Source organism: Leptothermofonsia sp. ETS-13, from assembly GCF_049200465.1.
Taxonomy (GTDB): Bacteria; Cyanobacteriota; Cyanobacteriia; order Leptolyngbyales; family Leptolyngbyaceae; genus Leptothermofonsia.
Genome location: NZ_CP120836.1, coordinates 1,819,535 through 1,844,920 on the forward strand (window position 1 = coordinate 1,819,535; position 25,386 = coordinate 1,844,920).

The 25,386-nt window shown below is 50.5% G+C and carries 36 protein-coding genes and 1 pseudogene; 5 read left to right on the top strand and 32 right to left on the bottom strand.

Annotation, left to right across the window (positions count from 1 at the left end; translation table 11 throughout):
• Nucleotide 1: 1 nt before the first annotated feature.
• Complete coding sequence (locus P4D80_RS08090; protein WP_421658520.1) at nucleotides 2–235, bottom strand: hypothetical protein; 234 nt, start codon at nucleotides 233–235, stop codon at nucleotides 2–4.
• A 185-nt stretch (nucleotides 236–420) separates the two neighbouring features.
• Between P4D80_RS08090 and P4D80_RS08095 the strand changes: the two genes are divergently transcribed.
• Nucleotides 421–1,875, top strand: coding sequence for an FAD-binding domain-containing protein (locus P4D80_RS08095; protein ID WP_421658521.1), 1,455 nt, complete (start codon nucleotides 421–423; stop codon nucleotides 1,873–1,875).
• Nucleotides 1,876–2,108: 233 nt separating this feature from the next.
• Here the strand turns inward: P4D80_RS08095 and prfA are convergent, their stop codons facing one another.
• The 31 genes and pseudogenes from prfA to rplC form a co-directional block, all read right to left on the bottom strand.
• The gene (prfA, locus tag P4D80_RS08100; protein WP_421659505.1) at nucleotides 2,109–3,200 is read right to left on the bottom strand and encodes a peptide chain release factor 1; all 1,092 of its coding nucleotides are present in this window, start codon (nucleotides 3,198–3,200) and stop codon (nucleotides 2,109–2,111) included.
• A 105-nt stretch (nucleotides 3,201–3,305) separates the two neighbouring features.
• The gene (rpmE, locus tag P4D80_RS08105) at nucleotides 3,306–3,551 is read right to left on the bottom strand and encodes a 50S ribosomal protein L31 (RefSeq protein WP_421658522.1); all 246 of its coding nucleotides are present in this window, start codon (nucleotides 3,549–3,551) and stop codon (nucleotides 3,306–3,308) included.
• A gap of 131 nt (nucleotides 3,552–3,682) precedes the next feature.
• On the bottom strand, nucleotides 3,683–4,093 hold the full coding sequence (gene rpsI, locus P4D80_RS08110) for a 30S ribosomal protein S9 (protein ID WP_421658523.1): 411 nt from the start codon (nucleotides 4,091–4,093) through the stop codon (nucleotides 3,683–3,685).
• The gene (rplM, locus tag P4D80_RS08115) at nucleotides 4,093–4,548 is read right to left on the bottom strand and encodes a 50S ribosomal protein L13 (protein WP_421658525.1); all 456 of its coding nucleotides are present in this window, start codon (nucleotides 4,546–4,548) and stop codon (nucleotides 4,093–4,095) included. The genes rpsI and rplM overlap by 1 nt, the downstream gene beginning before the upstream one ends.
• 126 nt (nucleotides 4,549–4,674) lie before the next feature.
• Entirely contained in the window at nucleotides 4,675–5,523 is an 849-nt protein-coding gene (gene truA, locus P4D80_RS08120) for a tRNA pseudouridine(38-40) synthase TruA (protein WP_421658526.1), read from the bottom strand.
• 3 nt (nucleotides 5,524–5,526) lie between these two features.
• A complete protein-coding gene (rplQ, locus tag P4D80_RS08125) occupies nucleotides 5,527–5,877 on the bottom strand; it encodes a 50S ribosomal protein L17 (protein ID WP_421658527.1) in 351 nt (116 codons plus the stop codon).
• A gap of 122 nt (nucleotides 5,878–5,999) precedes the next feature.
• Complete coding sequence (locus P4D80_RS08130) at nucleotides 6,000–6,950, bottom strand: DNA-directed RNA polymerase subunit alpha (protein WP_421658528.1); 951 nt, start codon at nucleotides 6,948–6,950, stop codon at nucleotides 6,000–6,002.
• A gap of 140 nt (nucleotides 6,951–7,090) precedes the next feature.
• Entirely contained in the window at nucleotides 7,091–7,489 is a 399-nt protein-coding gene (gene rpsK / locus P4D80_RS08135) for a 30S ribosomal protein S11 (RefSeq protein ID WP_421658530.1), read from the bottom strand.
• Between the two features lie 145 nt (nucleotides 7,490–7,634).
• Nucleotides 7,635–8,018: a 30S ribosomal protein S13 gene (rpsM, locus tag P4D80_RS08140; RefSeq protein ID WP_421658532.1), complete on the bottom strand. Its 384-nt coding sequence runs from the start codon at nucleotides 8,016–8,018 to the stop codon at nucleotides 7,635–7,637.
• 91 nt (nucleotides 8,019–8,109) lie between these two features.
• Complete coding sequence (gene rpmJ, locus P4D80_RS08145; RefSeq protein ID WP_071782548.1) at nucleotides 8,110–8,223, bottom strand: 50S ribosomal protein L36; 114 nt, start codon at nucleotides 8,221–8,223, stop codon at nucleotides 8,110–8,112.
• 131 nt (nucleotides 8,224–8,354) lie between these two features.
• The gene (infA, locus tag P4D80_RS08150) at nucleotides 8,355–8,582 is read right to left on the bottom strand and encodes a translation initiation factor IF-1 (RefSeq protein WP_009767978.1); all 228 of its coding nucleotides are present in this window, start codon (nucleotides 8,580–8,582) and stop codon (nucleotides 8,355–8,357) included.
• A gap of 156 nt (nucleotides 8,583–8,738) precedes the next feature.
• Nucleotides 8,739–9,287, bottom strand: coding sequence for an adenylate kinase (locus tag P4D80_RS08155; RefSeq protein WP_421658533.1), 549 nt, complete (start codon nucleotides 9,285–9,287; stop codon nucleotides 8,739–8,741).
• On the bottom strand, nucleotides 9,287–10,594 hold the full coding sequence (secY, locus tag P4D80_RS08160; RefSeq protein WP_421658535.1) for a preprotein translocase subunit SecY: 1,308 nt from the start codon (nucleotides 10,592–10,594) through the stop codon (nucleotides 9,287–9,289). Before secY ends, P4D80_RS08155 begins: the two co-directional genes overlap by 1 nt.
• A gap of 107 nt (nucleotides 10,595–10,701) precedes the next feature.
• Nucleotides 10,702–11,175, bottom strand: a complete 474-nt coding sequence (rplO, locus tag P4D80_RS08165; protein ID WP_421658536.1) for a 50S ribosomal protein L15 — start codon at nucleotides 11,173–11,175, stop codon at nucleotides 10,702–10,704.
• A gap of 108 nt (nucleotides 11,176–11,283) precedes the next feature.
• Nucleotides 11,284–11,805 carry a 30S ribosomal protein S5 gene (rpsE, locus tag P4D80_RS08170; protein WP_421658537.1) on the bottom strand — a complete coding sequence of 174 codons (522 nt, stop codon included), beginning with the start codon at nucleotides 11,803–11,805 and terminating at the stop codon, nucleotides 11,284–11,286.
• An 85-nt stretch (nucleotides 11,806–11,890) separates the two neighbouring features.
• The gene (gene rplR, locus P4D80_RS08175) at nucleotides 11,891–12,253 is read right to left on the bottom strand and encodes a 50S ribosomal protein L18 (protein ID WP_421658539.1); all 363 of its coding nucleotides are present in this window, start codon (nucleotides 12,251–12,253) and stop codon (nucleotides 11,891–11,893) included.
• Nucleotides 12,254–12,255: 2 nt separating this feature from the next.
• A complete protein-coding gene (rplF, locus tag P4D80_RS08180; protein ID WP_421658540.1) occupies nucleotides 12,256–12,795 on the bottom strand; it encodes a 50S ribosomal protein L6 in 540 nt (179 codons plus the stop codon).
• An 88-nt stretch (nucleotides 12,796–12,883) separates the two neighbouring features.
• Entirely contained in the window at nucleotides 12,884–13,285 is a 402-nt protein-coding gene (gene rpsH / locus P4D80_RS08185; RefSeq protein ID WP_421658541.1) for a 30S ribosomal protein S8, read from the bottom strand.
• Nucleotides 13,286–13,307: 22 nt separating this feature from the next.
• On the bottom strand, nucleotides 13,308–13,853 hold the full coding sequence (gene rplE, locus P4D80_RS08190) for a 50S ribosomal protein L5 (protein WP_421658542.1): 546 nt from the start codon (nucleotides 13,851–13,853) through the stop codon (nucleotides 13,308–13,310).
• Nucleotides 13,854–13,989: 136 nt separating this feature from the next.
• Nucleotides 13,990–14,337, bottom strand: coding sequence for a 50S ribosomal protein L24 (rplX, locus tag P4D80_RS08195; RefSeq protein ID WP_421658543.1), 348 nt, complete (start codon nucleotides 14,335–14,337; stop codon nucleotides 13,990–13,992).
• Nucleotides 14,337–14,705, bottom strand: a complete 369-nt coding sequence (rplN, locus tag P4D80_RS08200; protein ID WP_421658544.1) for a 50S ribosomal protein L14 — start codon at nucleotides 14,703–14,705, stop codon at nucleotides 14,337–14,339. Before rplN ends, rplX begins: the two co-directional genes overlap by 1 nt.
• Before the next feature lie 12 nt (nucleotides 14,706–14,717).
• Nucleotides 14,718–14,969 carry a 30S ribosomal protein S17 gene (gene rpsQ, locus P4D80_RS08205; RefSeq protein ID WP_421658546.1) on the bottom strand — a complete coding sequence of 84 codons (252 nt, stop codon included), beginning with the start codon at nucleotides 14,967–14,969 and terminating at the stop codon, nucleotides 14,718–14,720.
• 4 nt (nucleotides 14,970–14,973) lie between these two features.
• Nucleotides 14,974–15,204, bottom strand: coding sequence for a 50S ribosomal protein L29 (rpmC, locus tag P4D80_RS08210; RefSeq protein WP_421658547.1), 231 nt, complete (start codon nucleotides 15,202–15,204; stop codon nucleotides 14,974–14,976).
• A 3-nt stretch (nucleotides 15,205–15,207) separates the two neighbouring features.
• On the bottom strand, nucleotides 15,208–15,627 hold the full coding sequence (gene rplP / locus P4D80_RS08215; protein WP_421658548.1) for a 50S ribosomal protein L16: 420 nt from the start codon (nucleotides 15,625–15,627) through the stop codon (nucleotides 15,208–15,210).
• Between the two features lie 73 nt (nucleotides 15,628–15,700).
• Nucleotides 15,701–16,432: a 30S ribosomal protein S3 gene (gene rpsC, locus P4D80_RS08220; protein WP_421658549.1), complete on the bottom strand. Its 732-nt coding sequence runs from the start codon at nucleotides 16,430–16,432 to the stop codon at nucleotides 15,701–15,703.
• Nucleotides 16,433–16,496: 64 nt separating this feature from the next.
• Nucleotides 16,497–16,859: a 50S ribosomal protein L22 gene (gene rplV, locus P4D80_RS08225; RefSeq protein WP_421658550.1), complete on the bottom strand. Its 363-nt coding sequence runs from the start codon at nucleotides 16,857–16,859 to the stop codon at nucleotides 16,497–16,499.
• Nucleotides 16,860–16,907: 48 nt separating this feature from the next.
• Entirely contained in the window at nucleotides 16,908–17,186 is a 279-nt protein-coding gene (gene rpsS, locus P4D80_RS08230; RefSeq protein ID WP_421658551.1) for a 30S ribosomal protein S19, read from the bottom strand.
• Nucleotides 17,187–17,205: 19 nt separating this feature from the next.
• Nucleotides 17,206–18,071 (bottom strand): annotated as a pseudogene (gene rplB / locus P4D80_RS08235) (50S ribosomal protein L2).
• A 66-nt stretch (nucleotides 18,072–18,137) separates the two neighbouring features.
• On the bottom strand, nucleotides 18,138–18,440 hold the full coding sequence (locus P4D80_RS08240; RefSeq protein WP_421658553.1) for a 50S ribosomal protein L23: 303 nt from the start codon (nucleotides 18,438–18,440) through the stop codon (nucleotides 18,138–18,140).
• Nucleotides 18,433–19,065: a 50S ribosomal protein L4 gene (gene rplD, locus P4D80_RS08245; RefSeq protein ID WP_421658555.1), complete on the bottom strand. Its 633-nt coding sequence runs from the start codon at nucleotides 19,063–19,065 to the stop codon at nucleotides 18,433–18,435. Before rplD ends, P4D80_RS08240 begins: the two co-directional genes overlap by 8 nt.
• Before the next feature lie 69 nt (nucleotides 19,066–19,134).
• Nucleotides 19,135–19,773, bottom strand: a complete 639-nt coding sequence (gene rplC, locus P4D80_RS08250) for a 50S ribosomal protein L3 (RefSeq protein ID WP_421658556.1) — start codon at nucleotides 19,771–19,773, stop codon at nucleotides 19,135–19,137.
• A gap of 519 nt (nucleotides 19,774–20,292) precedes the next feature.
• Between rplC and ndhN the strand changes: the two genes are divergently transcribed.
• The 4 genes from ndhN to P4D80_RS08270 all read left to right on the top strand — a co-directional run bounded on the left by ndhN (nucleotide 20,293) and on the right by P4D80_RS08270 (nucleotide 25,360).
• A complete protein-coding gene (ndhN, locus tag P4D80_RS08255) occupies nucleotides 20,293–20,769 on the top strand; it encodes an NAD(P)H-quinone oxidoreductase subunit N (protein WP_421658558.1) in 477 nt (158 codons plus the stop codon).
• A 146-nt stretch (nucleotides 20,770–20,915) separates the two neighbouring features.
• On the top strand, nucleotides 20,916–22,112 hold the full coding sequence (ldpA, locus tag P4D80_RS08260; RefSeq protein ID WP_421658559.1) for a circadian clock protein LdpA: 1,197 nt from the start codon (nucleotides 20,916–20,918) through the stop codon (nucleotides 22,110–22,112).
• Nucleotides 22,113–22,355: 243 nt separating this feature from the next.
• A complete protein-coding gene (locus P4D80_RS08265) occupies nucleotides 22,356–24,176 on the top strand; it encodes a R3H domain-containing nucleic acid-binding protein (RefSeq protein ID WP_421659506.1) in 1,821 nt (606 codons plus the stop codon).
• A gap of 20 nt (nucleotides 24,177–24,196) precedes the next feature.
• A complete protein-coding gene (locus P4D80_RS08270) occupies nucleotides 24,197–25,360 on the top strand; it encodes a histidinol-phosphate transaminase (protein ID WP_421658560.1) in 1,164 nt (387 codons plus the stop codon).
• The last annotated feature ends 26 nt before the right edge of the window (nucleotides 25,361–25,386 follow it).

A 25,386-nucleotide genomic window follows, 5' to 3' on the forward strand; every position in this document is an offset into this window, starting at 1 on the left:
CCTATTTCCCCTTTTCTTCTCGCTCGATCGCCCGTTCTGTTCTGGCATAGGGATTGGTTTTGGGTTGCCACAGTCGCATGGTTGCCATCATCCACTGATTAATGGTGGTTCGAGTCCGGTAACTGGCACTACTAAGTGGTTGGGGCAAAAATCTATCGCCAAACCCAATGAATATCAAGCCCAGCACAAGCACAATAGGAATAGTAGATTTGCGGAACATGGCTGTGGCAGGCATTGACCTGCAAACTCTTTATCAGAAGTATTCCCAGTAGCCGTTGATCAACTAGCGTTGCAAACACTAAATTTTGCAACATAGGGGTTTGGGGGTTTCGCCCCCAAGCAAGGGTTCAAACCCTTCACCCCCAACAAAACTTTCGTTTTGCTGACTAGCACTTTCTGAAGAGCACATCATCGGTCTTTATGTCGGATTTAATTTTGTTTTGGCATCGCCGTGACCTGCGAATTTCAGATAATCGGGGACTGGCTGCTGCCCGCCAGCGATCTCAGAAGGTTGTGGGTGTGTTTTGTCTTGACCCCCATATCTTGCAACGGGAGGATGTTGCACCGGCCAGGGTAACCTATATGCTGGGCTGTCTCCAGAAATTGCAGCAGCGGTATGCTCAGGCAGGTAGCCAGCTATTGATTCTGAAGGCCGACCCCCGTGCAGGAATTCCGACTCTAGCAGCGGCTCTTCAGGCAACAGCGGTGTTTTTTAACCAGGATGTGGAACCTTACTCGCGCGATCGCGATCGCACTGTTGCTGCCGCCTTACGCGAAAAAGGTATCGAGGTTCACCATTTCTGGGACCAATTGCTGCACGCACCGAAGGAAATCATGACTGGTTCAGGACAGCCTTATACGGTCTATACCCCCTTCTGGCGCAACTGGAGCCATAAAGCTAAAGAGGAACCTTTTGGCACCCTGGAAGGTGTAGAAGGATTGACTGATACCGAACAGAAAGCAGCTCAAGCAGCAGGTGTAATTGAGTTACCGACACCAAAGGATTTGGGCTTTGTCTGGGATAGAGATTTATTTGTGGAGCCAGGTGAAGCGGCAGCACAGGACCTGTTAGAGGATTTTTGCGAACGTACCGTTTGGGAATACAAAGATCAACGTAACTTCCCGGCATTGCCCGGCACCTCTCACCTCAGTGCCCCATTGAAATTTGGCGTCATCGGCATCCGCACCGTTTGGGCCGCCACTGTTGCTGCGTTACAAAACAGTCGGAGTGACGAAGCCAGGGATAGCATTCAGACCTGGCAGCAAGAACTGGCCTGGCGGGAATTTTACCAGCATGGGATGTATTTTTTTCCAGAATTGGCAGACAACCCCTACCGGAATGTTCTGAAAGCTTTTCCCTGGGAGAACAACCCTGACCACTTTCAGGCATGGTGCGAAGGTAGAACAGGTTACCCCATTGTGGATGCAGCCATGCGCCAGCTCAATACAATCGCCTGGATGCACAACCGCTGCCGCATGATCGTTGCCAGCTTTTTAACCAAAGATCTGCTAATCAACTGGCAACAGGGTGAAAAATACTTTATGCAGAAATTAATCGATGGCGACCTTTCAGCCAATAATGGCGGCTGGCAATGGAGTGCATCCAGTGGCATGGATCCCAAACCTTTGCGTATCTTTAACCCGGCCAGCCAGACCCGGAAGTTTGACCCCGATGCTGAATACATCCGCGAGTGGCTACCAGAATTACGGAGTGTTGATACCGAAGCCCTGGTGACAGGGGCTATTCCAGCGGATGAATGCGATCGCTGTGGTTACCCCCCCCCCATTGTCGAGCATAACCAACAGCAGAAGAAGTTTAAGGAACGCTACCAGCAGCAAAAAGCCGAGAGCGGGAGGATATCAGACGACAGGTAAGAGCCAGAAGGGGGAAGGAGTGGATGAGTAATGGAGTGAGTGTTCTGGAAACAGGGCTCTGACTCCCTGAAACTCTGATTCCCTCGCCCCCCTTTCCAGGATTGCCACTACAGAAAAATTGACAACCCCGTAATGGATGTAGAGGGCACACCCTATCCCTCCATCACCCTATCCCTCATCTACCCCATCCACCCTTTTGCCCATCGCCTGTTGCTCAAATCAGCTAACCCCACTTATACAGCCGAACCGTTCGTTTCCGCCGCCATTGCTTCAAGCTGGTCCTGCTGGTCTTGAGAAATACAGGTTTGAATCAAATCTTCCAGATCTCCTTCCAAAATTGGAGTGAGGCTAAAGTTTTGTCCCAATCGATGATCGGTCACCCGGTTGTCTTTGTAGTTATAAGTCCGAATTTTTTCAGAACGAGAACCCGTACCAACCTGCATCCGCCGGGCTGAAGTGACGGCATTCTGCTGCTCCTGAAGCTTCATTTCATAGAGCTTTGCCCGTAGGATTTGCATCGCCCGTTCCCGATTTTGTAGCTGCGATCGCTCCTCCATACACTTGATCCGAATTCCGGTTGGCTTGTGCAGAAGGTCTACGGCGGTTTCAACCTTGTTCACGTTCTGTCCACCTGCGCCCCCAGACCGAATCGTCGAGATTTCAACTTCATTCGGATCGATATGGACCTCAACATCATCAATTTCCGGCATCACGGCCACAGTCGCTGTTGAGGTATGTACCCGTCCCTGAGCCTCCGTTGCTGGCACGCGCTGGACTCGATGAACACCAGCCTCAAACTTCAGCTTACTGTAGACGCGATCGCCCTGGATTTCCAGAATTGCTTCTTTAAAGCCACCCATATCTGCCGGGGACTCACTCACCAGCTTCACCCGCCAGCCCTGCGTCTCCGCATATTTGGAATACATCCTGACCAGATCACCTGCCCAGATGCTCGCCTCATCACCACCCGCTCCTGCCCGAATTTCGAGCATGATGTTCTTATCATCGTTCGGGTCACTGGGCAACAACAGGATTTTGAGACGGGTTTCTAACTGCTCCAGCTTAGCCTGAAGTTCTTCAACCTCCAGGGCTGCCATTTCCTGTAGCTCTGAATCACCGTTCGCCTCTTTGACAATCTGCTTTGCACCCGCCAATTCTTCCTGGGCAACCTTCCAGGCTTCGTAAGTATTGACCACATCCTCAAGCGATGAACGTGCCTTAGCAACCCGCTGCAACTCAGACGGATCCTTCGCTACATCCGGATCCGCCAACCGTTTGGTCAATTCGTTAAAGGTCTGTTCAACCGATTGCAGCTTATCTAGCAGGTATGCTTCAGCCATAAAAAGGAACCACTCAGACTCAGGAAAATTCAGTAAGCACTAACAAACTTTAAGATCGGAACCTCAGCCCCAGAATCTAAAGCCCGTTACCTACCGCTTTTTCTTGGTCTGAGTCGTATCCTCTCCACCTTCCATCATGCCGTACTTCCGCAGGAACCGCTCAACCCGCCCTTCTGTATCAATAATCTTCTGAGTACCCGTAAAGAAGGGATGATTGCCAGACCAGACATCTACATGCAGCTCAGGTTTTGTCGAACCAACGGTCATCACGACTTCGCCGTTACAATAAACCTTTGCCTCTGGGTACCATTGGGGATGAATATCAGGCTTAGCCATCTCTATCGCTCTCTTACTGTGGAATTTGCTCTTACAACGATTCTAGATTTCAAACATCAAGCTTCAGGGGAGAAGTCAAAAACGAGCCATAGATTGTGAATGACACCGGGTTGACTACAGTCCCAAAGTCCTTAACGCTTCGAGTACTGAGGAGCCTTACGAGCCTTGCGCAATCCATACTTCTTACGCTCCTTCGCACGTGGGTCACGGGTGAGGTAGCCTTCTATTTTGAGTGGTTTACGATTATCGGGGTCTAGCTGACAAAGGGCACGAGCGACACCTAAGCGAACGGCATCCGCTTGCCCGGTCAATCCACCCCCATGGGCATTTACCAAGATATCATATTCACTTTCATGGCCCAGGGTTTCCAGTGGAGCCTTCGCGGTTGCCAGGTAATCCGCATTGAATTGGAAGTATTGCTCACCAGATCTACCATTGACAATCAATTGACCACTGCCAGGAACCAGACGCACTCGCGCAATAGCAGATTTGCGTCGACCAGTTCCAAAATACATTACGCGTCCTTGGTCCGTTGCTTGCATTAATTCTTTCCTCCTGGAATGGTCTTGATATCTAAGGGCTCAGGCTGTTGAGCCTGATGGGGATGATTGGGCCCGGCATACACCTTTAGCTTAGTAAAAAGTTGCCGACCGAGGGTATTTTTAGGCAGCATCCCTTTAACAGCATGCTCAACAATCCGCTCTGGAAGGCGAGCCTGGAGTTTGGCGTAGGTTTCTGTTTTCATGCCACCTGGTCGTCCGGAGTGATGGCGGTAAAGTTTTTGAGTCTGCTTCTTACCTGTCACATTCACCTTTTCAGCATTAACAACAATCACGAAGTCGCCGGTGTCTAGAGAGGGCGTGTAAGTGGGTTTATTCTTGCCACGTAACACCATAGCAATTTCGCTGGCTAAACGACCGAGGCGCTGATCGGTCGCATCAACAACGTACCACTTACGCTCGATGGCGTCTTGAGGAGGAAGATAAGTCTTGTTCATGACAGTCTTGGTGTGCTTCAGAGGTTAAACGATTAAAAACCTTTTTCCAGAGTTGATTTAACTGGCGACTATAAACTGCGGACAGTGCCGTAAACAAAAAGGAGAGCCAAGGGGAATATTTTCGAGTCAGGTGATGGGTAATCGTTCTGGTAAGGATGGAAAGACAAAGGTGGGCAAGGTATCAAACCAGACCTCAGGCGGAAATGGGAATTCTGGGTAACCCACTCTCAGCAAACACAATCCCTGAGGCGGTGCTGCATACTTGACCTGGTCTCGGTGCTGGGCCTTCCAGATTTCTGTAAAGTGAAGGGGCGATCGCACCCCTCGCCCAACCTGAACCAGTAACCCCACCAGTAGCCGCATCATTCCATAGAGAAATCCACTTGCCTGAATTTCAATAGAGAGAAAGGAACCCTGTCGCTGGCACTCAGCCACTTGAACCTCTACCCAGGAATGGGGACGCTTAGAGCCTGCTCGATGGAACGCTGCCAAGTGATGTCGCCCAACCAGCGGCGTCAGCGCAGCTTGAATTAAGAATTCATCCAGCGGTTCATAGTAGTAGTGCCAGGTAAAGGGGCGAATAAACAAATTTGGGCAGGGATCGGTATAGAGCGTATAACGATAGCGACGCCAAATTGCTGAAAACCGAGCATGCCAGGTAGGGCTAACTGCTGCCGATGCCCGAATTAGAATGTCGTCTGGCAACCGGGAGTTGAGAATATCAGCCCAGCGATGAGCCGGAATTTTGGCAGGGGCATCGAAGTGGGCAACCTGAGCCGCCGCATGCACTCCGGTATCGGTTCTGCCAGCCGCATGAATTCGAACTGGATGCCCCAATACAGACTCAATTGTGGTTTCAATCTCTTCCTGAACCGTTCGATGATTGGGCTGCCGCTGCCAGCCATGAAAGTGGGTGCCCAGGTATTGAATCACCAGGGCAACTCGTTGGGTTGGTAGTGGGGCAGTCAACAGCATGAATCAAATGAGTTCAATGATAGCCATCTCAGAGTTGTCTCCCCGGCGATGAACTGTCCGGAGAATACGGGTGTAGCCGCCATTGCGATCGCCATAGCGAGAACCCGCCTGCTCAAACAGCGCGTGAACTAGTTGCTTGTCATACAGATAGCCCATCGCCTGCCGGCGGGCGGCTAGAGAGCCATCCTTTGCCAAGGTGATCATACGTTCAGCTTCAGAGCGAACGGCCTTCGCCCGAGCTTTGGTCGTCGTAATCCGACCGTGGCGAATTAACTCAGTCGTCAACGCCCGTAACAGAGCACGACGCTGGTCAGCAGGCTTACTAAGTTGAGGGACACGACAACGATGACGCATAGGACTGGTTCAATGGAATGACTAACAGTAGATTGTGATTAACAAATGAAGTGGTCGCTTGGAGTGGTCCCTTCATTCCCCTTCGCTTCTGGCTGGCATAACTAGAAACGAAGGAGCAACAACTACCCATTCGATTTGGACGACTTTTCTTGAGGTAGGGTAATGCCAAGTCGCTGTTGCAGGGCCTCAACGACTTCCTCAGCTGATTTCTGACCAAAATTCTTGATCTCCAGCAGATCTTCCTGGCTGTAATCAAGCAAATCTGCCACAGAATTGATCTGAGCTCGCTTCAAACAGTTGTAAGCACGAACAGATAGCTGTAGCTCCTCAATTGGAATTTGATTGGCGGGGTCTTCAATATCATCAATATCGTCAGGAGCAGCGCTGTCAGGAATTTCCTTCAGAGGATTAAACAGATCGACGAGGATATTAGCGGCATGGCTGAGGGCTTCCTGAGGAGTCAGGCTTCCGTTTGTCCAGATCTCCATAATCAGGCGATCCTTCTCGATAGACCCACCTACCCTGGCATCTTCTACCGAGTAATTCACCTTACGAACTGGCATAAAGACAGAATCAATCTGGAGAAAGTCGAGGGCAGCAGTCTCATCCCGACCTTTTTCCACAGCCCGGTAGCCTTTTCCACGCTCGATCCTGAACTCCATCTCCAATGTTGATCCAGCAGAGAGGGTAGCAATGTACTGATTGGGATCCACCAATTCGACTTCAGAAGGTAAGTCGAATTGTTCCGCTGTGACAGTTGCAGGTCCATGTACTAGAAGGCGACCAATCTGAGGTTGGGAAGAGTAGCTTTTCAGCACAACCTTCTTCATGTTCAACAAAATGTCCAACACATCTTCTCGCACTCCTGGAATCGTGGCGAACTCGTGGTTCACCCCAGCAATTCGCACAGCGGTAACCGCTGCCCCCTCCAAATTGGACAACAACACACGCCGCAAGGCATTCCCAAGCGTTGTTCCCTGCCCCCGATCCAAAGGTTCAATTACAAAGCGACTACTCTGACTCTGATCCCTTTCGGTCTTAGTCTCTACACACTCGACCTGAAATTGTGCCATGCAGCAACCTCCCCTCTACTCGATAAAAGGCAAATGCCTTATCCACTCAACTCCGACTTCAGCACCTTCCTAATCTGCGTTAAACCGAGAAGGTCTGGCACTGCCTTAGCAGAATGCCAGATCCCAGTTTCTTTCTCCTCTTAAACTCGACGTCGTTTAGGGGGACGACAACCGTTATGAGGGATAGGGGTCACATCTCGAATGAGTGTAATTTCCAATCCCGCTCCCTGGAGTGCCCGAATTGCCGTCTCCCGTCCTGCCCCTGGCCCACTCACCATGACCTCAATCTGGCGCATGCCCTGATCCATTGCTCGACGAGCCGCCGCTTCAGCCGCTGTTTGGGCAGCAAATGGGGTCCCCTTCTTGGCCCCTTTAAAACCACTGGAACCTGCTGAAGCCCAAGAGATCACTTCCCCATTGGTATCAGCGATGGTGACAATAGTATTGTTGAAAGTGGACTGGATATAGGCCACTCCACTGGGCACGTTTTTCTTCGGCTTGCGTGCCCCAGTTTTTCTGGTTGGTTTTCCTGGAGGCATAGTTGTTCTTTCTAGGGTTTAAGCTAAATCAATAGGATGAAGTTTAGTCAGCCACCTTTGGATAGCTGGAGTACGAATCCCGATTATCTTGACAAGTTAGAGTCCAAGATTTTTAATCCAGCTCCACAAGGCAGTCATTGTGACATTACTTCTTGCTGGGAGCCTTCTTCTTACCAGCGACAGTACGACGACCTCCACGACGAGTCCGGGCGTTTGTGCGGGTTCGCTGCCCACGGACGGGTAATCCTAAACGGTGACGGCGACCACGATAGGTACCAATATCCATCAAACGTTTGATGTTCATGGCTTCCAGCCGTCTCAAATCCCCCTCAACCTGATAGTTTCCCTCAACTTCAGCTCGCAGAGCAGCGATATCCGCATCACTCAAATCCTTGACACGGATGTCTGGGTTAACTCCGGTCGCCCTAAGAATTTCTTTGGACCGAGTAAGCCCAATTCCATAAATATAGGTCAGACCAATCTCGACACGCTTGTCTCGAGGCAGATCCACTCCGGCAATCCTTGCCACGCTTTTCTCTCCCAGTTTTTAGTAGTCGCTACGAATTTCAGTTTTACCGATGTCTTGATTGCAGTGCTGTGAAGCTTTTGATGGCAATGGACTATCCCTGACGCTGTTTATGCTTAGGGTTAGAACAAATCACCATGACTCTGCCACGACGACGGATGACCCGACATTTCTCACAGATTTTACGAACAGACGCCCGAACCTTCATGCCTCATCTCGTCAGTATTACAAACACAACATTCTATCAAACTTTAATAAAAGTTGTCAAATTTATCTATTAAGTGTTTTTCCAGTTATAGCCATCCAATACCGCTAAGGATGAATAAAGGAGAGTTGGAATTACTTTTTATTTCGCAGACGATAGGTGATTCGTCCTTTTGTCAGGTCATAAGGCGTTAATTCTACCTTGACGCGATCGCCCGGTAGAATTTTGATGTAGTTCCGCCGAATCTTACCTGAAATATGGGCAAGCACGTTAAAGCCATTATCGAGATCAACCCGAAACATTGCATTGGGTAGTGACTCAGTCACTGTCCCTTCCATTTCAATCAAGTCTTGCTTGGACAAACTGGTTACCTCTACTGAATCTTGAAATTGGGCACTTAACCATAACAAATCATTTCTTTTTTGAGTCTAGATCATTTACCTTCAATCCCGCATATTCGGGATAGCTACCAATTCAGCAAGAGTTGAAACCGCAGATAGGTACCTACTCCTGCTTCATCAAACAAACTTTTTAAGTTCGGCGGTGACTTCATCCGGTGGCACATTGCCATTGATGGAAACCAGCTTGTGCCGACGCTTATAGAAGTCAATTAAGGGTGCGGTCTGTTCACGATAGACTTGTAGCCGTTTTCGAATCACATCTTCGGTATCATCCTTACGCCCCCGCCCTAGTAAACGTGCAACCAGCACATCGTCTGGTACCTCCAGGTTCACAGCCTGATCATAAGGTTGGTTAATCTCCGTCAGTAATTCATCCAAAAATGTGGCTTGAGTAACGGTTCGTGGAAACCCATCCAGGATCCAGCCCAATTTTGCATCTGGTCGGCTTAGCCGCTCTCGCATTAATTCAATCACCAGTTGATCGGGAACTAACTCTCCCCTGTCCATAAAGCCTTGCGCCTTTTCTCCCAGGGGGGTTTTCTGGGCAACGGCTTCCCGCAGAATATCTCCTGTGGAAATGTGAGGAATATGGGAGAACTCTGCCAGTACTTTTGCCTGGGTGCCTTTACCTGCTCCTGGGGCACCCAAAAATATCAATCGTGCCACTACTGTTTCACCATCCCTTCATAACGCTGGGAGATGACGTAGGTCTGAATTTGCTTCGCTGTATCAATCGCAACACCAACCAGAATCAGAAGGGAGGTTGCGCCCAATCCTTGAAAGGTTCTGACCCGAGTTGCGCTTTCAACTGCTGTTGGAACTATTGCCACTAACCCCAGGAAAATGGCTCCCAAAAAGGTCAAACGATTCAACACCCGCTCGATATAGTCACTGGTTGCCTTACCAGGACGGATACCCGGAATACTAGCTCCCATCTTCTTCAAATTCTGGGACATATCAACCGGGTTGATAATCAACGAGGCATAAAAGTAGCTGAAGAAGAGGATAAGTAACAGGTAGAGAATTACATATGCCCATGGGGTTGGTCCGTTAGGACTTAAATAGGTTGCTATCCTACCAACAATTTCATTCTTGGTAACCTGAGCCAGGGTTAGAGGCAAAACCAGCACAGCAGAGGCGAAGATGATGGGCATTACGCCTCCCTGATTTAGCCGTAGAGGCAGATAACTGCTGCGTTCCATATACATGCGACGACCTACCTGACGCCGGGCAGAAACAATCGGAATCCGGCGAGTTCCTTCCTGAACGAAGACAATCCCTACAATCATCACCAGGAAAACAAGCAGTAGGATAATGACTCCCCCAACGATGTTGCGATCTCCACTCTGGGCAAGCTCCAGAGTCTGCCCCAGAGACCGAGGCAAGGTGGAAACGATATTGACGAAAATCAGCAAAGAAGCACCATTACCGATGCCACGTTCAGTAATGAGTTCACCCACCCACATCACAAACATCGCTCCGGCAGTCAATGCCAGTACGGTTTGCCCGATGAACAAAGGTCCCCAGTCCTGAACGAAGGGTCGAACCCAGATAGCAATCCCCACACTTTGAACAACCGCCCACCCCAGTGCAACGTAGCGAGTAATCTGAGAAATTTTACGACGACCAGCTTCCCCTTCATTTTTCTGGAGATTCTCCAGGGATGGAATGGCGGCAGTTAAGAGCTGCAATATAATCGAGGCATTGATGTAAGGGAGAATTCCCAACGCAAAAATACCTAAGGTTGAGATGCCTCCTCCCGAAAAAATATCCAGGAACCCAATTAGTGGACTGTTGGCGATACTATTCCTAAATTCCTCCCGATCAATCCCAGGCAGAGGCAAAACCATCCCCAGACGGATCAGAATTAGCATTCCAATCGTGAGCAGGATTCGGCCTCTCAACCCTGCCGCCTGAGCCATCTGGGCGAAGGTTTCCTGAGCGCTCGGCGTCTTGTCTCGGCTAACAACCATGAAAGAGTCCTCGATATATGCGCGTTTAAATAAGGGTTTGAATAAATTGTCCCCTAGTACACTCTACCAGGGGAACCAGGGGAATGGGGATCGCAATCAGGCTGACTTTAGTCAGTGGATGCAGCAGTTGCTTCCGTCCCTTCTATCGTACAGCTTCCTTTTGCTGCCTCAATCTTAGCGCGAGCCGATGCACTAAAAGCTGCTGCCTTCACGTTTAAGGGAACATTGATTTCCCCATCCCCCAAAACCTTCAAAGGACCGTCGTCAGAAGTGATGATCCCCGTTTCCATGAGGGAGCTCAGAGTAACCTCACTATTAGCGGGTAAGAACGCGAGGTCACCAATATTGATAATTGTGTAGTTAATCCGGTTGATCAGTGGAAAGTGCTTCAACTTGGGTAGACGACGATAGAGGGGCATCTGTCCACCTTCAAAGCCAGGGCGAGTTGGACGACCGGAACGCGACTTTTGTCCCCGCATCCCAAAACCGCCACTGGCACCCTGCCCGGCCGAAATACCCCGTCCAATGCGGCGACGGCGCTTCTTTGAACCTTCCCTAGGAACGGCATCCGTAAGTCTCATAAGTGATCCTCAAAAATTATTGGCAAGAGGGGGTTAACGAGTTGGGGTGTGGTAAGTGAGTTGGTCAAAGTCCAGCTCTAATATACAGACGCGAATTGCCAAAACCCATCAAGCATAGAGATTCTCAATCGAAACTCCCCGTTCTTCGGCGACCTCAGAGAAAGTCCGTAGGGTTTCCAGGGCATTCACAGCAGCTCTAGCATTATTGAGTGGGTTGCCAGAACCCAATTGTTTAGCCAGGACGTTGCGGACACCAGCTAACTCCAGAACGGTACGAACTGCTCCCCCGGCAATTACGCCAGTACCCGGAGCCGCTGGCCGCATCATTACTTTTGCTCCGCCGCCAGCTCCTGTTGCAGGGTGAGGGATAGAGTTGGACTTAGTCAAAGGTACGTCAATCAAATGCTTTTTCCCATCAGCAACGCCCTTTTTCACAGCACCGATCACATCACTTGCTTTACCAACACCAACACCAACTTGTCCTCTTTCATTGCCAACAATGACGATCGCCCGGAAGCTCAGCTTTTTACCACCCTTGACCACCTTTGTCACACGTCGGATTTGGACGACCCGCTCTTGCCAGTCCGTCTCCTTTTCTCGCGCTTTCGTACTTTTACGACCTTTTGCCATAGTTTCTCCAGGTTGTAGTTGTTAGCTGTTAGTTGCTAGTTGTTAGCTTTTCTAAAAACTAATCCCTAAAAAGCTAACAACTGAGTTAGAAATCGAGTCCAGCTTCACGGGCTGCCTCTGCCAGAGCTTTGACGCGACCGTGGTAAAGGTTGCCGCCCCGGTCGAAAACTACTTGCTTGATGCCCTTTTCCAGCGAACGCTGGGCAATCAATTTGCCAACCGCCACGGACGCTTCACAGTTTGCACCCGAACTCAAGCTCGACTTGAGTTCAGCATCTAAGGTCGAAGCTGCGGCGATCGTATGTTGCCTGGTGTCATCAATTAGCTGAACATAAATATGCTCATTCGAACGAAAAACTGCTAACCGAGGGCGCTCTGGAGTTCCAAAAACTCGGCGACGCACCCGATTATGCCGACGACGGGTTAGTTCCTTACGACTTAACTTCATGGCTACTTCTTACCTGCCTTACCAGCCTTGCGTCTGACAAATTCACCAGCATAGCGAATTCCCTTGCCTTTGTAGGGCTCAGGAGGACGGACTGCCCGAATTCGGGCAGCCGTATTTCCCACAACCTCTTTGTCGATGCCACTAACAATCACATTAACGTTATTTTCGACGGCGAATTGAATGCCTTCAGGCGGCTCAATCTGAACCGGATGGCTATATCCCATATTTAAAGTGAGATTACGCCCCTGCACCTGGGCCCGATAGCCAACTCCTTGAATTTCCAGGCGCTTTTGAAACCCTTGGGAAACCCCCTCCACCATGTTGGCAACCAGAGTGCGGCATAACCCATGACGTTGCCGAGCTGTGCGGGAGTCGTCTCGTCGATTGACCAGCACAGTCTCTCCCTCCTGCGATACAACAACTTCACCGGGTAAAACTTTGGAGAGTTCACCCTTGGGTCCCTTCACCGTAACGGACTGTCCGTTAATGGTTACGGTCACCTTATTGGGAATATGGATGGGACGCTTACCAATGCGAGACATACCGACTACTCCTACTCAAAACGGCTGTTAGCAAATACAGCAATGGTGATTCACAACCAAGCATCAAACCTGACAAAGTGTCTTTCCTTTACCAGACGTAGCACAACACCTCACCACCCAGCCCGTTTCGGCGAGCATCACGATCAGTCATGATGCCACTAGAGGTTGAAATGATGGCAATGCCAATTCCACCCAGCACTCGTGGTAGATCTCGGCGATTGGAATAAACCCGAAATCCCGGCTTACTGACACGTTTTAACGCCGTGATAATTGGGCGCTTTCCCTTCCCCCTATACTTGAGGGAAATCACCAGGTGACGCTTGATGCCTTCACCGACCTCCTCATAATCCGCAATGAAGCCTTCGTCCTTGAGTACTCTGGCTATGCTGCGGGTCATTTTGGTAGAAGGAACCTCGGTTGTTTGGTGTCGCGCCAAGTTGGCGTTCCGAAGCCGTGTCAGCATGTCTGCAATAGTGTCGTTTGCCGCCATAGTTTTCCCTTGATAAAGCCTGCTAGTTCTCCCGGAAGGGCATGCCCATCTCTTTCAGCAGGGCGCGACCCTCTTCATCGGTATTTGCAGTGGTGATGATAGAAATGTCCATGCCACGAATCTGATCAATGCTGTCGTAGTCGACTTCTGGGAAGATCAGTTGCTCTCGAATACCGAGGGTATAGTTCCCCCGTCCATCAAAACTTTTGGGGCTGACGCCACGAAAGTCACGAATTCGAGGCAGTGCTAGATTGATTAAGCGATCGAGAAATGAGTACATCCGCCCGGAACGAAGAGTGACCATGATGCCTACAGGCATACCTTGCCGAATCTTGAAACCGGCGATCGCCTTTTTCGCGCGGGTTACGACTGGTTTTTGTCCTGTGATAATCGCGATCTCAGCCAGTGAAGCTTCGAGTGCCTTGGCGTTTTGGGCCGCTTCTCCCAATCCCCGATTTACCGTAATCTTGGTAATTTTGGGAACCTGATGGATGTTGGTGTAGTTAAACTGCTCCATCAGCTTGGGGACAATTTTTTCCTGATAAAGGGCTTTAAGTCGTTCTGCCATAATTTTGGGTTCCTTTGAAGTCCCTGGGCTTGGTCAGGGAAAGTATGAGTTGAGTCATCTGTTACTTGATCTGTTACTTGATCCGAGCTATTCGGTTGTTAATCGTCTAAGGACAAAATCACCAACAGCCAAAGCATTAGTCGATAATTTCTCCCGTCTTTTTCAACATTCGTACCTTCCGGCCATCCTCGGTAAAGGTGTAGCAGATACGACTGGCAACCTTCTGCTTTTCGGAATAGAGCATGACGTTTGAACTGTGAATCGGAGCTTCACTGGTTACAATTTGTCCCGTTTCCCCTTCCTGCTGGGGCTTGATATGCTTGGTGCGGATGTTGACCCCTTTAACAATCACCTTGCTTTCGTTGGGAATGGCTTTCAGAATTTCGCCCACTTTCCCTTTGTCTTTTCCAGCAATCACTTGTACGGTGTCGCCTTTTTTTACATGCATTTTGAAGCGGGTTGGAGACGTTTTGCGTTTAGTCATCACAGCACCTCCGGTGCCAGAGAAACGATCTTAGTGAAGTTCTTATCCCGCAATTCACGAGCAACGGGACCAAAGACGCGGGTTCCTCTTGGGTTGCCATCGTTATTAATGATGACAGCGGCATTGTCGTCAAAGCGAATGCTCATTCCACTTTCACGCCGAAGATTTTTACGAGTCCGCACGACTACCGCTTTTACTACGTCGGACTTCTTCACAGCCATGTTGGGTATCGCATCTTTCACAACTGCAATGATGATGTCCCCTACCCCGGCATAGCGACGACCGCTACCACCCAAAACACGAATGCACATCAACTTGCGAGCACCGCTGTTGTCAGCCACATTTAAGTAACTTTCTTGCTGAATCATGGTTTCCTCCCGCTACGGTTGAGATGAAGTGCTGAGAATTTCGGTCACCATCCAGCGTTTGGTACGACTGAGAGGGCGGGTTTCCTGAATGCGGACGCGATCGCCTACATGACATTTGTTTTCCTCGTCATGCGCTTTGTAGCGTTTGGTGCGCGCCACAATCTTGCCGTACTTGGGGTGGGCGGCACGGTTCTCAACCGCGACCACCACTGTTTTATCCATCTTGTCGCTAACGACTAAACCAACTCTCTCTTTTACAGCCATTGGGTTACTCCGCTTCTGCAACCGAATCAGTAGATGCCAACTCCCGCTCCCGTTCAACGGTCATTAATTGAGCCAGGCGATGACGGGCGTGTTTAAACTGGTGAGATTTGTTATCCAGTTGGCGAGTGCCCTTCTGAAACCGCAATTGAAACAGTTCTCGCTTGACTGCAACAATCTGCTCTTGCAGTTCCTCGTCACTCAAATTTCGGGCATCTTCAATCTTGGGAAGAGGCATAGCTCAGGACTCCTCCATTTCACGGGTAATAAACTTCGTTTTAATCGGCAGTTTGAAGGATGCCAAACGCATCGCTTCCTTGGCGATTTCTTCGGGAACCCCGGCAATTTCAAACAAAATCCGACCGGGTTTTACAACAGCAACCCAAAACTCTGGCGCACCTTTACCAGAACCCATCCGGGTTTCAGCTGCACGCTGGGTTACAGGCTTATCCGGAAATATCCGAATCCAGATTTTCCCACCCCGACGGATGTAGCGAGTCATGGCCCGACGGCTAGCTTCGATCTGGCGAGATGTAATCCAGGAAGGCTCCATAGCTTGCAACCCAAAATCACCAAAATTCAGCGTGCTGCCACGAGTCGCCAGACCCTTCATCCGTCCGCGCTGCTGTTTACGAAATTTTGTTCTTCTTGGACTTAACATGGCTGTTTACCTAAGGGAGTCAGGAGTTAAGAGTCAGGGGCCAGGAATCCAGCTGATTCCTGAACCTTCCGCTCTATCCTTCATTTGAGCGATCCTCAAATTGTTGACGACGGCGCTGCTGGCGACGACGAGGCTGATTGTTGGCAGGAGCGGGGGTTTCTTCCTGTCCAGGAATGATCTCCCCCTTAAACACCCAAACTTTGATACCAAGGGTGCCGTAGATGGTTTTCGCGATCGTATAAGCGTAATCAATATCAGCTCTCAAAGTATGTAGAGGAACCCGACCTTCACGGGTCCATTCCGGGCGAGCAATTTCCGCTCCGTTGAGGCGACCGCTTACCTGGACTTTGATACCTTCAATCCCGGCCCGTTGGGCACGCTGAATTGCCTGGCGCACTACCCGCCGAAACGAAACCCGTCGCTCAAGCTGCTGGGCGATGTACTCCGCAATCAAAGCCGCATCTGCATCAGGGCGTGCCACTTCGACAACATTGATGCGGATCTGACGATCCATTCCACCCAACTCTTTTTGCAGGTCTGCCCTGAGAGATTCAATTCCCTGTCCACCTCGACCCACAACCACACCGGGACGAGCGGTTCTGACTTCCAGATCAATCTGATCTGCTTTACGCTCGATTCGCACCTCCGAGATGCCAGCACTGCTAAGCTTTTTCTCCACGAGGCGACGAATTTTATAGTCCTCTTGCAGGAGTTCTGGGTAGTGTTTGGTATCACTGAACCAGCGTGAGCGGTGTTCTTGCGTGATGCCAAGGCGGAACCCGGTTGGATGAATCTTCTGTCCCACGAGTGCGTCCCCTTTAAGCAGTAATTAGTGTTACGGTGGTTTCCATTTCCATTGAGTCAGTCATTTATTCCTCTCCAGCACCTGGAGCGACTGCGATTGTAATGTGGCAAGTTGGCTTCCGAATCTGGTAAGCTCGCCCCTGAGCTCGTGGTCGATAGCGCTTGAGGGTTGGACCCTGATCAGCATAGGCCTGGGTAATGAGCAAATCCGCGCGCTCAAACCCTTCATTGTGCTCAGCGTTAGCAGCGGCAGAGCGCAAAACCTTCAGCACGGGCTCACAGGCACGATAGGGCATAAATTCCAGAATGATGAGCGCTTCCCGGTAGGAACGCCCTCGAATCTGATCAAGAACGCGCCGCACCTTATGGGGTGACATGCGGATATACCGGGCACTTGCTTTGACTTCAGTGGTGGTACTAACAGCCATCTCTTTACTCCTTCAGTGATTCAGTTGTTGGCTGATCGCTGTATGCTCCTATCGACGTGCCTTCTTATCGCTTCCCGCATGACCCCGGAAGGTTCGGGTGGGGGCAAATTCGCCCAGCTTATGACCAACCATCTGCTCAGTGATATAGACAGGGACATGTTGGCGACCATTGTGAACCGCAATGGTATGACCAATCATCTGGGGCAGGATGGTAGAAGCCCGCGACCAGGTCTTGATCACCTGTTTGTCCCCTTTCATATTCAGTGCCTCAATCTTCTTGAGCAGATGGTCGGCCACGAATGGACCTTTCTTGAGTGAGCGACCCATAGCTTCGTTCTCCTATCGGTTATGATTCCCGTCCGCCTTTGCCACGCTTCGAGGAGCGGCGGCGGCGACGAACAATCAGTGCGTTACTAAGTTTTTTTCTTCTTACGGGTTTTGTATCCCAACGCAGGCTTACCCCAGGGAGTCACCGGACCGGGACGCCCAATTGGAGCTCGGCCCTCCCCCCCCCCATGGGGGGTGATCGACCGGGTTCATCACACTTCCCCGAACTTCCGGTCTACGCCCTTTCCAACGTTTGCGACCGGCTTTGCCATAAGTAGTGTTTCGTACATCGGCATTGCCCACCTGGCCGATGGTGGCATAGCACTCCCGCCGGATCATGCGAACTTCTCCAGAGGGCAGCTTGAGGGTCACAAAATTTCCTTCCTTAGCGGCAACCTGGGCACTGGCACCGGCTGCCCGGACAATCTGTCCACCTTTGCCAGGAACCAGTTCGACGTTGTGAACCATGGTACCCAGTGGAATGTTGCCAAGGGGCAGGGCATTACCGACTTCAATTGGAGAATCTGGACCAGAGCGAATCACTGTGCCCACTGCAAGTCCAGTCGGGTGCAGGATGTAACGCTTCTCTCCATCCTCGTAAAACAGCAGAGCAATGCGGGCATTACGGTTTGGGTCGTATTCAATCGCCACCACCTTTGCCGGAATATTGTGCTTGTTGCGCCGAAAATCAACTTGTCGGTAGAGCCGCTTGTGGCCACCCCCGCGATGGCGACAAGTGATAACGCCGCGATTATTACGCCCCTTCGGTCGGTGACGGGATTTGGTCAACGACTTTTCTGGCTTATCCTTAGTGATCTCAGAGAAGTCTGAGACGGCCAGGGTACGGGTACCAGGAGTAGTGGGTCGGTAGAAACGAATGCCCATAACACTTCGCGATAGAGGACTTTAGACGGGTGGAAATCAGAAGAAATTTAGAGATCCAGACTTGCATTAGACTTCTGGGAACAGGGTGATGGAATCTCCTGCGGCCAGGGTGACGATCGCCCGTTTATATAAAGCCCGATGCCCCATAAACTTTCCGACTCGGCGAGTTTTGCGGGGAGGGTTTTGAGTTTTAACGGCGACCACCTTGACATCAAACAGCGATTCAACCGCAGCTTTGATCTCAGGCTTTGTCGCCTTTGGAGAAACCTCGAAGGTGTACTGATTGTTTTCCAGCAGAAGCGTCGCCTTCTCGGTCACAATTGGACGGCGGATTAGGTCAGCCAGGTTACGAGGGTCAAATTCAGTCACCGTAGACCTCCTGAATTTTTGCGATCGCAGATGTGGTTGCCACGATTCGATCTGCTGCCAGCAGATCAAACACATTCAGGTTGGTGGCAGAAATCAACCTCAAGTTGTTAATATTGCGAGCCGACAGATAAACCATTTCATCCCGTTCTGCCAGAATCAGCAACACCTTGGAACCGGGCTCAACTCCCCACCCCGCTAGCGCTTTCGCCATTTCCTTCGTCTTCGGTCGAGGCAATTTGTCCGCAAAGTCTTGAACCACGATCAGGTCTTCTACCCGACTTTGTAAAGCCGTCCGCAGTGCCAGACGACGCTCCTTACGATTCATCTTGAGGCTGTAATCTCTGGGCTTAGGACCAAAGATAACGCCGCCCCCGCGCCACAAAGGAGAACGGTTAGAACCCGCACGGGCCCGTCCAGTTCCCTTTTGCCGCCAGGGTTTACGTCCACCACCGCTCACCTCCGCACGAGTCTTGGTCGAAACCGTCCCCTGACGAGCATTGGCCATTTGACGAACCAAAGCTCGGTGAACAATATGAGCCGCATTGGCTTCAGTCGCAACCTTCAGGTCGAGCGACGCTGTCCCCACCTCTTGTCCCTGCCAATCTTTAACCACGCAATCAACCATAAATTTATCCCTGTCTCTCAGAAGCTCCGAGGCTTTTGCATCCAGTTAGACGTTTCAGTGAAGCATCCTTTACTTATTGCCGACTTTCTTGGCAGGCATCACATTGATCAGAGCACCAGGCTTGCCTGGTACAGCACCCTTAATCAAAAGTAGATTCCGTTCCGCATCAATGCGAACAACCGTCAATTTGCGAACCGTAGTTTGAGTTCCACCCAGTCGCCCTGCCATTCGCTTACCGGGGTAAACCCGACCAGGAGTGGTTCCTGCCCCGGTAGAACCTGGCAGGCGGTGGTTTTTAGAACCATGAGCCATCGGTCCGCGCTTAAAATTGTGGCGCTTCTGATAGCCAGCAAAGCCACGACCAATGCTGGTACCAATTACATCCACAACCTGCCCTGGAGAGAACGCATCTACTTTAATCTGTTGTCCCAACTCAAACTGGCTGGAGTCTTCTAGTCGGTACTCACACAGGTGACGCAGAGGAACGCTCCCTGCCTTGGCAAGATGGCCCAGTTCGGGTTTATTCAACGCTTTCTGTGACACCTCACCATACCCAACCTGAATGGCGGAATAGCCATCGGTCTGCACCGTCTTGACCTGAGTAACGGTACATGGACCCGCCTGAATGACTGTGACAGGAATGGCTTTCCCTGCCTTATCAAACACCTGGGTCATACCAAGCTTAGTGCCGAGGATACCGACAGACACGATGTGGACTCCCTTTTCTACACACTAGAAGAGGGCAAGGCTAATGACTTTACTAGTCAATCTCCCTTGCTCTGCAATGCTCTTTCAAAAGAAGACCCGAACTTGCCAGCAAAAAGCTAGCAACAGAGTTGGGGCACCTTGATTGAATCTCACCAGCTTAAGAAGCTGAGCCGTAAACCTAAGCGCTGGATAGACCTATACTCTGTCAGGACTTGGACAGTAAACTACCCAGTATCCTTACCACAGGAGCAAACTCTTGATGAAACCAGACATTCCAGTCTCGTGCCGAAGCGCTCTACAATCAGAATTTAAGCGGCAGTTACTTAATATAGAGTAAATAGTCCAGGTTTGTCTAGCAATTTGGAAATTTTGTTTTGGGCTTCTTAATTATGCATATCATCATGATTTGCGATTAGACTTCATGCAGGGTGGCGTGCGAAACTGATCGATGGAAACGATGAGCAATCCCCATCCATATACCCCTCCTTATCCATATATCTGATTAGCGTAGAGATACTTATGGCACTGATTACATCTGGCAGCCGATTGATCCGCGACCTGGAGACCTATGGTTCCTTGGGATTGTATGTGCCGCTGGAAGGCGGGTTTGAGGGACGCTATCAGCGCCGCATCCGAGCAGCAGGTTATGTGTCTCACACCATCACAGCACGGGGATTGGGTGATCTGGCCATGTATTTAACTGGTGTGCACGGAGTACGTCCGCCGCACTTGGGCAAAAAGAGTGGTACTGTCTCGGGGGCAGCGGTCGGGTATCGGTATTTTATTCCGCCAATTGTGACTTACAACCTGGAACAGCTTCCAGCGAGTGCCAGGGGATTGCTATTGTGGATCATTGAAGGGCATATTTTGTCCAGTCAAGAGCTTGAGTATCTGGCAGCGTTGCCAGGGATTGAACCCCGCGTGAAAGTTGCTGTGGAACTGGGGGGCGATCGCTACTTCCACTGGGCACCCTTAAAACAAGCTCTCTCCGCCTGAGGTCAAGCAACAAGTCGAATATTTGGTGAAGAATGATCGGTTCATGCACCCTCTAAGATGTCAAACTGGAAGAGGAATGGATGGAATCTTTTGAGCTTCCATCCTATCGCCTCGAAATTTGGTGCTTGGGGCATTAGCATGTAAGGGTGACTGAACTATACTATCCTCTGCAATCCTTAAGGGAAGGTCACTGGTTTAAACTGATTTGTGGAGCCAGTTTCCAACACCTCCCTGCTATACGAAATCTGGTATTAGCCTACACCCTGGCTGGGGCTGATTGTATTGATGTCGCTGCCGACCCAGCAGTAATTTCGACTGCGAAAGCTGCCTTGAAGGTTGCCAAGGAGATTGGAGCCGCAGCCCGCGAACGAGGTTTTAGGTTTAGAAGCTTGCCCTGGTTGATGGTGAGCTTCAATGATGGTGAAGACCCTCACTTCCGTAAAGCAGAATTTCGGGCGGAAGAGTGTCCTCCGGATTGTTTAAGACCGTGTGAGGCAATCTGTCCAGCTCAAGCCATTGATGCTTCTGGTGTGATCAGCGATCGCTGCTATGGGTGTGGTCGCTGCTTGGCCGTTTGCCCAATTCAACAAATTACGGCCCGGTCCTATGTCTCCACTCCAGCGGCGATTGCCCCATTTGTGCTTCAGAGTGGAATTGATGCGATTGAAATTCATACTCAGGTTGGACGGCTAGAAAACTTTCGCCGCTTGTGGGAGGCGATCGCCCCCTGGATCAGCCATTTGAAGTTAGTTGCCATTAGCTGCCCTGATGGAGACGAATTGATCGACTATCTTCGCTCACTTTATGAAATTATTTCCCCCCTTCCCTGCACACTGGTTTGGCAAGCCGATGGACGTCCCATGAGTGGGGACATTGGCATCGGTGCGACGAGAGCTGCTACCAAACTGGGACAAAAAGTCTTGGCCGCCAAATTACCGGGTTATATTCAGCTTGCTGGTGGCACCAACCATCACACGGTTCCAAAACTTAAACGCCTTGGGCTACTTCCTTCTTCCCTCTTTCCTCACCCCCAACCCCTAACCCCTTCTAGCTCCCCTCAAATTGCCGGGGTTGCCTATGGTAGCTACGCTCGCACATTACTTGCCCCCATTTTGAATCAGCTAGAAGCAATGGAAATGGAAGCTTTTTCCAACCACCAGAAACCTCAGTTATCAACTATACATTCACCCGATACCGCGAGAACTGCCCTGCCTGTGGTGTCACCAATGACTCAGATCAAATCCCAACCGCTCCGTTTAGAAGAAGTCCCCTCACTTCTTTGGCAGGCAGTCGAACTTGCGGATTCTCTGGTTTCGCAGCTAAAGTCCCCTGCGAACACTTGACCAGCATTGGAGTTCCTACAATGAGCAATTTCATCTAAGTCCGGTTCAGCATCTACCCGTAGTAAGCTTCAACTACTTTTTGTAGAGCACATGGTTAATCCAGATATATTTCAACCTTCTGACAAACGGGCTCAATCCGAAGTTCGACGTGATAGTTCAGATTCAAGAGCCAATCGTCAGAATGCGAAGCCAAATCTTTCAGAAACTGCTTCCACGAGTGATAAAGACGCTTCTCGCATTAGCATGCAAATTACAGACGACTTGAGTAAATTGCTGGAGATTTTACCTGAACCCATTCAAAACCGGCTTGCCCAGCATCCCAACAAAAACACTCTGGTTGAGGTAGTGATGGACCTTGGTCGCCGTCCAGAAGCCCGGTTTCCTGGTAAAGCAGAATACCTGTCAGACATTCCCGTTTCCCAGAATGATTTGAATGAGTGTATCACTAAGGTTGGCGATTTTGGAGGGGATAATCGCGCTGGGATTGAGCGGACATTGCACCGGATCAGTGCCATTCGCAATCGACGGGGTGACATTATCGGACTGACTTGCCGGGTTGGACGTGCCATCTACGGTACGATTGGGATGATTCGTGACTTGGTGGAAAGTGGCAAGTCAATTCTGATGCTGGGGCGTCCGGGAGTGGGGAAAACAACCGCCTTACGGGAAATTGCGCGAGTTCTGGCAGATGAACTTGAGAAGCGCGTGGTCATTATTGACACCTCAAACGAGATCGCCGGGGATGGCGATGTTCCCCATCCAGCGATTGGTCGTGCCCGTCGAATGCAGGTTGCCCGTCCGGAGTTTCAACACCAGGTCATGATTGAGGCTGTGGAAAACCACATGCCTGAAGTGATTGTTATTGATGAGATCGGCACAGAGTTAGAAGCCCTGGCTGCACGCACAATCGCTGAACGAGGCGTCCAGTTAGTTGGCACGGCCCACGGCAATCGATTGGAAAATCTAATTAAAAACCCCACCCTATCAGACCTAATCGGTGGTATTCAGTCTGTGACGTTGGGGGATGAAGAAGCTCGCCGACGGGGCAGTCAAAAGAGTGTGCTGGAGCGCAAAGCTCCTCCCACATTTGATATTGCCGTGGAGATGTTGGAACGGCAGCGCTGGGTTGTGCACGAGCATGTTGCCGAAACCATCGACAGCTTATTGCGCGGTCGTCAGCCTAATCCTCAAGTGCGAACAATCAGCGAGATGGGTAAGGTGACTATCACCCATGAGCTATCCAGCGAAACTGCAGATCAGGCAGCACAGAGCCGCCCTGCTCGTAGCCCTTTCAGCCAGTTTGGTGGATTAGACAATTTGCTGGACGATCGCACCACTCCGGCTCAGGGGCGCAGCAAAGGTCGGGGCTGGCGATCGTCCGGGCAGATGCGACCGCTTCCGGCTCAACTTCAACCTTCCGAGCATCAACAGTTTGAGCGGTTGTTGGATGAATCTTTGCAAAATACTTTCTCCGCTGGAGAAGCGGCGATCGATCTGGGTGAAGAAACTGGACAGGATGAGTTTGGTGAACCCCGGCGAGAACACAACTCCAGTGGGGAGGAAATTCTGTCTGTCTATCCTTATGGGGTCAGTCGCCATCAACTAGAGCAGGTTATCCGCACCCTCAATTTGCCCATTATCCTGACTAAAGATATCGATAACGCTGACGCCGTTCTAGCTTTGCGATCGCATGTCAAAAATCACTCAAAACTGCGTCATATTGCAAAAGCTCGGCAGGTACCTATCCACACCATCAAAGCCAGCACAATTCCCCAGATTGCCCATGGCCTGCGGCGAATGCTGGATATAGACGATCCCATCATTCCTGATGCTAACGACATCAACCTGTTTGTGCGTAGCAGCAGCGATGATGAAATTGAAGCGTTAGAAGAAGCCCGGCTTGCTGTGGAACAAATTGTCATCCCCAAGGGGCAACCCGTTGAACTGCTGCCCCGATCGGCAGATGTACGGCGGATGCAGCATGAACTGGTTGAACATTACCATCTCAAGTCGCGCAGCTTTGGAGAAGAGCCTAACCGACGATTGAGAATTTACCCCGCATAAGATTGTTACAATAAGATGCCATGCTTTCATTCATCCGGTCTGACCTGGCTCAACTCAAGGTCTATACCCCCCATGCAGAGGAGAATTTAACGTCAACCCAAGAATCCATTAAGTGGGATCATCTAGATACCAACGAAAGCCCCTTTGACCTGCCGGAAGAACTAAAGCAAAAGCTGGCATTGACTTATCAGAAGGAGATTCAGGCAAATCGTTATCCCGATGGGGGGCACCTGGCCTTAAAGCGGGCGATCGCCGATTACGTGAATAAATCAGCAGAGCTCTCAGTCGACGCCTTCAACTCCACCCATGTTTCGATTGGCAACGGCTCCGATGAGTTGATTCGGTCCTTGTTGATTGCTACCTGCCTGCGGGGGGAAGGTTCCATTCTGGTGGCTGAACCGACCTTCTCGATGTATGCCATCCTTGCCCAAACTTTAGGGATTCCAGTTGTGGCTGTGGGGCGATCGCCGATCAACTTTGAAATGGATTGGCAAGCAGCTCAAACGGTGATTTCTCAATCTCCCAATCCCCCCATTCGGGTTGTCTTTGTTGTCCATCCCAACTCTCCCACCGGAAACGCCCTCACCGAAGCCGAAATTTCCTGGTTAAAAAGCCTGCCAGAAGAAATTCTCGTCGTTATCGACGAGGCTTATTTTGAGTTCAGCCAGACAACTCTGGTCAACGAAGTGCTACAACGACCGAATTGGGTGATTCTACGCACCTTTTCCAAGGCATTTCGATTAGCAGCACACCGGATAGGGTACGCGATCGCCCATTCCGAACTCACCACTGTCCTGGAAAAAGTTCGCCTACCGTACAATCTACCCGCCTTTACCCAGGCGGCTGCCCTGACCGCCCTTACTTATCGACAAGAACTATTTCAGTCCATCCCAAAAATTTTGGAACAGCGTGAACACATCATCCAGTCGTTAAAGCAATACTCCACTTTAACCGTTTGGTCCAGCGCAGCAAACTTTGTCTATGTTCGCTTGAATCAACAATTTGTCAATAATCAGATAAGCTTGGAGAAAATCTATCACCAGCTTAAGTCCAAAGGCACTCTGATTCGCTATATTAGCGGAGGATTAAGAATCACCATTGGCTGCCCAGACGAAAATGCCCGGATGCTGACTCGGCTGGACGCTGCCCTGAAGCATTTTCTTGGAGCAGGACTATCCGAATAAGCAACCCTAACTAAGTAGGTACGTAA

Coding starts and splice junctions, on each gene's coding strand:
- rpsH (WP_421658541.1), bottom strand. CDS start 13,285: ATGGCGGCAAACGACACTATTGCAGACATGCTGACACGGCTTCGGAAC.
- rpsI (WP_421658523.1), bottom strand. CDS start 4,093: ATGCAAGCAACGGACCAAGGACGCGTAATGTATTTTGGAACTGGTCGA.
- rpmC (WP_421658547.1), bottom strand. CDS start 15,204: ATGCCTCTTCCCAAGATTGAAGATGCCCGAAATTTGAGTGACGAGGAA.
- rplV (WP_421658550.1), bottom strand. CDS start 16,859: ATGGCTGTTAGTACCACCACTGAAGTCAAAGCAAGTGCCCGGTATATC.
- rpsQ (WP_421658546.1), bottom strand. CDS start 14,969: ATGGCTGTAAAAGAGAGAGTTGGTTTAGTCGTTAGCGACAAGATGGAT.
- rplO (WP_421658536.1), bottom strand. CDS start 11,175: ATGAGACTTACGGATGCCGTTCCTAGGGAAGGTTCAAAGAAGCGCCGT.
- P4D80_RS08090 (WP_421658520.1), bottom strand. CDS start 235: ATGCCTGCCACAGCCATGTTCCGCAAATCTACTATTCCTATTGTGCTT.
- rpsE (WP_421658537.1), bottom strand. CDS start 11,805: ATGGCAAAAGGTCGTAAAAGTACGAAAGCGCGAGAAAAGGAGACGGAC.
- rplF (WP_421658540.1), bottom strand. CDS start 12,795: ATGTCTCGCATTGGTAAGCGTCCCATCCATATTCCCAATAAGGTGACC.
- rplE (WP_421658542.1), bottom strand. CDS start 13,853: ATGGCAGAACGACTTAAAGCCCTTTATCAGGAAAAAATTGTCCCCAAG.
- ndhN (WP_421658558.1), top strand. CDS start 20,293: ATGGCACTGATTACATCTGGCAGCCGATTGATCCGCGACCTGGAGACC.
- rplD (WP_421658555.1), bottom strand. CDS start 19,065: ATGGTTGATTGCGTGGTTAAAGATTGGCAGGGACAAGAGGTGGGGACA.
- rplQ (WP_421658527.1), bottom strand. CDS start 5,877: ATGCGTCATCGTTGTCGTGTCCCTCAACTTAGTAAGCCTGCTGACCAG.
- secY (WP_421658535.1), bottom strand. CDS start 10,594: ATGGTTGTTAGCCGAGACAAGACGCCGAGCGCTCAGGAAACCTTCGCC.
- P4D80_RS08270 (WP_421658560.1), top strand. CDS start 24,197: ATGCTTTCATTCATCCGGTCTGACCTGGCTCAACTCAAGGTCTATACC.
- rpsS (WP_421658551.1), bottom strand. CDS start 17,186: ATGGGTCGCTCACTCAAGAAAGGTCCATTCGTGGCCGACCATCTGCTC.
- rplX (WP_421658543.1), bottom strand. CDS start 14,337: ATGACTAAACGCAAAACGTCTCCAACCCGCTTCAAAATGCATGTAAAA.
- rplN (WP_421658544.1), bottom strand. CDS start 14,705: ATGATTCAGCAAGAAAGTTACTTAAATGTGGCTGACAACAGCGGTGCT.
- truA (WP_421658526.1), bottom strand. CDS start 5,523: ATGCTGTTGACTGCCCCACTACCAACCCAACGAGTTGCCCTGGTGATT.
- rplR (WP_421658539.1), bottom strand. CDS start 12,253: ATGAAGTTAAGTCGTAAGGAACTAACCCGTCGTCGGCATAATCGGGTG.
- rpmJ (WP_071782548.1), bottom strand. CDS start 8,223: ATGAAGGTTCGGGCGTCTGTTCGTAAAATCTGTGAGAAATGTCGGGTC.
- rplM (WP_421658525.1), bottom strand. CDS start 4,548: ATGAACAAGACTTATCTTCCTCCTCAAGACGCCATCGAGCGTAAGTGG.
- P4D80_RS08130 (WP_421658528.1), bottom strand. CDS start 6,950: ATGGCACAATTTCAGGTCGAGTGTGTAGAGACTAAGACCGAAAGGGAT.
- rpmE (WP_421658522.1), bottom strand. CDS start 3,551: ATGGCTAAGCCTGATATTCATCCCCAATGGTACCCAGAGGCAAAGGTT.
- rplP (WP_421658548.1), bottom strand. CDS start 15,627: ATGTTAAGTCCAAGAAGAACAAAATTTCGTAAACAGCAGCGCGGACGG.
- rpsK (WP_421658530.1), bottom strand. CDS start 7,489: ATGCCTCCAGGAAAACCAACCAGAAAAACTGGGGCACGCAAGCCGAAG.
- P4D80_RS08265 (WP_421659506.1), top strand. CDS start 22,356: ATGCAAATTACAGACGACTTGAGTAAATTGCTGGAGATTTTACCTGAA.
- P4D80_RS08095 (WP_421658521.1), top strand. CDS start 421: ATGTCGGATTTAATTTTGTTTTGGCATCGCCGTGACCTGCGAATTTCA.